The organism is Rhodococcus sp. P3_B8 (genome assembly GCF_056402775.1).
In genome coordinates this window covers 1-5,154 of the sequence record NZ_JBFUGT010000402.1, presented here as the reverse complement: position 1 = coordinate 5,154, position 5,154 = coordinate 1, and the positions used below count along the sequence as shown (strand labels likewise).

The following is a 5,154-nucleotide window of genomic DNA, read 5'->3' as shown; positions in this document are numbered from 1 at the left end:
CGCCGCAGGCGCGGACCTCAAGGGTGTTCCGAGCATCACGAACCGTGACCAGGCGCTCGAACTCGGCCGGCTCGGGCACAAGGTGTTCCGCCGGCTGCGCGAATCGTCGGTGCCGACGTTCGCGTTCGTCAACGGCGTCGCACTCGGCGGCGGGCTCGAGGTCGCGCTGCACAGCCACTACCGCACCGCATCCGAGAGCGCGGGCGCACTGGGTCTGCCCGAGACGTTCCTCGGACTGGTTCCGGGCTGGGGCGGAACGCAGTTGCTGCCCAACCTCATCGGCCCCTCGAACGCCGTCACCGTCGTGCTCGAGAACGCGCTGAACCAGAACAAGACGCTCAACCCGAAGAAGGCCCTCGAACTCGGCGTGGTCGACGCGGTGTTCGGTTCGGCCGACTTCCTCGAGCAGTCGTTCGCCTGGGCCGCGCAGGTCCTGGCCGGCGGGATCACCCCGGCGCGTCCCGAGATCGACCGGGGCAAGGGCTGGGACGACGCGATCGCCCGCGCGAAGGCGATCGTCGAGGGCAAGACCAAGAACAACGCCCCCGGACCGGTCAAGGCCGTCGAGCTCCTCGAGCTGGCCCGGACCACCGATCTCACCGATCCCGCGTCGCTCGACAAGGGCTTCGCCGCCGAGGACGAGGCGCTCGCCGACCTGCTGCTCGCCGACGAGCTCCGCGCGGGCCTGTACGCGTTCGACCTGGTCAACAAGCGTGCCAAGCGTCCCGCAGGCGCACCGGACAAGTCCCTCGCCCGCAAGGTCACCGGCGTCGGCATCGTCGGTGCCGGTCTGATGGCCAGCCAGCTCGCGATGCTGTTCGTCCGCCAGCTCAAGGTGCCGGTCATCCTCACCGACATCGACCAGGAACGCATCGACAAGGGTGTGGGCTACGTCCACGGCGAGATCGACAAGCTGCAGGGCAAGGGCCGGTTGTCCCCGGACGCGGCGAACCGTCTCAAGGGTCTCGTGTCCGGCTCGCTGGACAAGGCCGCGTTCGCGAAGACCGACTTCGTGATCGAGGCCGTGTTCGAGAACCTCGATTTGAAGAAGAAGATCTTCGCGGAACTCGAGGAGCACATCGCCCCGGAGACGATCCTGGCGACCAACACGTCCTCGCTGTCGATCACCAAGATGGCCGCGGACCTGAAGCACCCAGAGCGGGTGGTCGGCTTCCACTTCTTCAACCCGGTCGCCGTGCTGCCGCTGCTCGAGGTCATCAAGGGCGAGAAGACCGACGACGCCACCCTGGCAACGGCATTCGCCACCGCCAAGGCGCTCAAGAAGTCGGCCGTCGGCTCCGCCGACCTGCCCGGGTTCGTCTTCAACCGGCTCCTGATCCGCACCCTCGGTGAGGTCATGAACGCGGTCGACGAGGGCACCCCGTTCGAGGTGGCCGACAACGCCATCGCCGAACTCGGCATGCCGATGACCCCCTTCACCCTGCTGGCACTCGTCGGGCCTGCGGTCGCGCTGCACACCGGCGAGACCCTCGCCGAGGCGTACCCCGAGCGCTTCCACAACTCCCCCGGACTCGAGGCGCTGGTCGAGGCCAAGAAGTCGGCGGTGTGGAGTTACGGTGCCGACGGCAAGCAGGTCGTCGACCCCGAGGTCGCCGAACTGTGGAAGCAGGGCGACAAAGCGTCCACGTCCGAAGAGGTTCTGGAGCGCACGCGTCGCGCGTTCGCCGAAGAGATCCAGATCATGCTCGACGAGGGTGTCGTCGCAGCGGCCGAGGACATCGACCTCTGCCTGATCCTGGGCGGCGGATTCGGCTTCTGGAACGGTGGCATCACGCCGTACCTGGACCGCACCGGCACGTCCGAGGCCGTCAACGGCAAGCGGTTCCTGGCACCGGGCGTCGCGAGCGTCTGACCCGGAGGTGAGTGGCAATGTGTGCCCCGGCACACATTGCCACTCACCTGTTCAGGGGGCGGCGACGAGCGCCTGGCGGGCGTACGCCCGCACGTCGGCGTCGGTGTCCTCGAGGGCCGTGGTCAGCGCGCCGACGGCGGCGCGGTCGCCGGACCACCGGCCGAGCGCGAGGACGGCGGCCTTGCGCACGTCGAGGTGCGCATCCGTCAGGGCCTCCGCCAGCGCGGGCACCGCGAGTTCGGGGTCCGCTCCGGCGAGTGCCCGCGCGGCTCCCTGCCGGATCTGCCAGGCCGACTCCCGTAGCGCTGCCGTCGCGAGGGTCACGTCGTCACCGTCGCAGCCCAGACTCGCGAACGCCGTGAGCGCGGCAGCGCGCACCAGCGGGTCGCGGTCGCCGGCCAGTGCGCGCACGGTGTCGACACCACCGATCCCGATGGTGGCCAGGCCGTGCGCGACGGTGATCCGCACTTCGCGGTTCTCGTCGTGTGCCCCCGCTGCCACCGATTCCCACCGGTCCAGCGACACCAGCGCCCGCACCGCTTCGATCCGGACGTGGTGATCGCCGTCGGACAGCGCCGTCAGGAACTGCTCCGCCGAACCGGCGTGCAGCGCGCGTAATACGTCGACCACGGCGGCCCGGACCACGGCGTCACCCGACCCCAGGTGGTCGGCCAGTCCGTCCGCGGACGGCAGCACCTCGACGAGTTCGCGCAGGCCGTCGGCGGCAGCGCGGCGCACCGTCACCGCACCGTCACCGAGGGCGTCGACGAGTGCCGCCCCGAATCCGTCGGGGGTTCCTTCCGTCAGCACCGAGAGGGCCGTGACGCGGACCTGCGGGTCGGCGTCGGCCAGATACGGTGCGAGTTCGGCGACACTCGGCGCGTCGAGTCCGAGGACCGCGACGATGGCCGGTGACGACGGCTCCTGCCGGACCGGCGACGCGATGCGCGAGCGCTCCTCCACCGGGGCACGCCCCCCGACCAGCGGCGGCTGCGCGACGGGTACGACCGTCCGGTCCACCGGCGGAAGGGAATCGAGTCCGGGCACCGGCACGAAGTACGGCTCCACGGGGCGCTTGAGGAATTCCATGTCGCCGTTCTCGCCGCGCCGCAGATTCAGGTGGTATCCCCATTCGTCGTCCCGCTGCTCCGGGAGATCCGCCCGTTCGTGGTAGAGCCCCCATCGACTTTCGGTCCTGGTGAGGGAGCTGCGGGACGCCATTTCCGCGCAGTCCCGGATGAACGTGACCTCCGCGCAGCGCATCAGCTCGTGCGGGGTGGTCGCGCCCATCCCGGCGATCTCCCCCGCCATCCGGTCGAACGTCTCGACGGCGATCGACAGCTTCGTCGCCGTCTTCGGCGGCGCGACATAGTCGTTGACGAAGCGGCGCAGCTTGTACTCGACCTGCGGCTGCGGCGGCCCGTCCGGGTTGCGCAGCGGCCGGTAGATCAGCTCGTGCGCGGCGGCCAGTTGCTCCGCGGGCAGCGCGGTCGGCGCCTCGACGCCGGGCAGGGTGCCGGTGGCGTGCGCTCCGGCGAGGTCGCCGTAGACGAAGGCGCCGATCATGTAGTTGTGGGGGACGCACGCGAGGTCGCCTGCCGCGTACAGGCCGGGGACGGTGGTCGCGCCGTGCTCGTCCACCCACACCCCGGACGCGGAATGTCCGCTGCACAAGCCGATCTCGGAGATGTGCATCTCGATGTCGTGGCTGCGGTAGTCGTGGCCGCGGTTCGCGTGGAACGTGCCGCGGGTGGGGCGTTCGGTGGTGTGCAGGATCGATTCGAGCGTGTCGAGGGTTTCCTCCGGGAGGTGGCTGACCTTCAGATAGATGGGACCGCGGGCGGATTCGATCTCGCTCTTGACCTCGCTCATCATCTGCCCCGACCAGTAGTCGGAGTCGACGAACCGCTCCCCCTCGGCGTTCACCTGGTAGCCGCCGAACGGGTTCGCGACGTACGCGCACGCCGGACCGTTGTAGTCCTTGATCAGCGGGTTGATCTGGAAGCATTCGATGCCGCTCAGTTCGGCTCCCGCGTGATAGGCCATCGAGTAACCGTCACCGGCGTTGGTCGGGTTCTCGTACGTGCCGTAGAGGTACCCCGACGCAGGGAGCCCGAGCCGGCCACACGGACCGGTCGCGAGGATCACCGCCTTCGCCCCGACCGCGACGAACTCGCCGGTGCGGGTGTTCAGTGCCGCGGCCCCGACGGCACGGCCGTTCTCCGTCAGCACCCGGACGGGCATCAGGCGGTTCTCGATGCGGATCTTCTCCCGCATCTTCCGCTGCCGCAGCACCCGGTAGAGGGCCTTCTTCACGTCCTTGCCCTCGGGCATCGGCAGCACGTACGAGCCGGAGCGGTGCACCCGGCGTACCGCGTATTCGCCGTACTCGTCCTTCTCGAACTTCACGCCGTACTTCTCGAGGCGCTGCACCATCGCGAATCCGCGGGTCGCCGTCTGGTACACGGTCCGCTGGTTGACGATTCCGTCGTTGGCTCTGGTGATCTCGGCGACGTAGTCCTCGGGTTCGGCCTTGCCGGGGATGACGGCGTTGTTGACGCCGTCCATTCCCATTGCGAGCGCGCCGGAATGGCGCACGTGTGCCTTCTCGAGCAGGAGCACGTTCGCGCCGTTCTCGGCGGCGGTCAGCGCCGCCATCGTGCCGGCGGTGCCGCCACCGATCACGAGCACGTCGCAATCGAGACGGACGGTGTCGGCGAGGTCGGGGATGTCCATCAGGTCTCCGAAGTGTGGTTCAGTGCGGCGAGCACGTCGGCGCGCGCGGCACGGGTGTCGGGGTGGTCGAGGTGGTCGCGGTCCCGGGGGTGCGGGATGTCGACGAGCGCCCGCAGCGGCTCACCGGCCCGGCCGAGCACCGCGACGCGGTCGCCGAGCAGCACCGCCTCGTCCACGTCGTGGGTCACGAACACCACGGTCGTCGGGTGGGTGCTCCACGTGTCGACGAGCAGTCGCTGCATGACGCCGCGGGTCTGGGTGTCGAGGGCGCCGAACGGCTCGTCCATCATCACGGCCCGCGGCGCCCCGGCGAGGCCGCGCGCCAACTGCACTCGCTGGCGCATGCCGCCGGACAGGTTCTTGGGCAGGAAGTCGCCGAACCCGGTCAGACCCACCTCCGCGATCCAGCGATCGGCGGTCTCACGGCGTCCCTTGCGGGGTTCGCCGCGGAGTGCGAGGGCCAACTCGATGTTCGAGCGCACCGTGCGCCACGGGAGTAGCGCGTTGTCCTGGAAGACGACGGCCCGGTCCCGCGACGTCGATTC

3 protein-coding genes are annotated in these 5,154 nt (G+C 69.7%); 1 reads left to right on the top strand and 2 read right to left on the bottom strand.

What is annotated here, in order from left to right:
- Nucleotides 1–1,873: 3-hydroxyacyl-CoA dehydrogenase NAD-binding domain-containing protein (locus AC1D1G_RS41495; RefSeq protein ID WP_477956525.1), on the top strand; the 1,873-nt coding region annotated here is incomplete at its 5' end.
- A 51-nt stretch (nt 1,874–1,924) separates the two neighbouring features.
- Here AC1D1G_RS41495 and AC1D1G_RS41490 read toward each other — a convergent pair.
- Nucleotides 1,925–4,609 (bottom strand): fumarate reductase/succinate dehydrogenase flavoprotein subunit, encoded by a 2,685-nt coding sequence (locus AC1D1G_RS41490; protein ID WP_477956524.1) that lies wholly within the window; start codon nt 4,607–4,609, stop codon nt 1,925–1,927.
- The coding region (locus AC1D1G_RS41485; protein ID WP_477956523.1) for an ABC transporter ATP-binding protein at nt 4,609–5,154 on the bottom strand (546 nt) is incomplete at its 5' end. The genes AC1D1G_RS41490 and AC1D1G_RS41485, both read right to left, overlap by 1 nt.

Bases quoted from the DNA above. Each gene is read 5' to 3' on its own strand.
- AC1D1G_RS41490 (WP_477956524.1), bottom strand. From the start codon at position 4,609: ATGGACATCCCCGACCTCGCCGACACCGTCCGTCTCGATTGCGACGTG.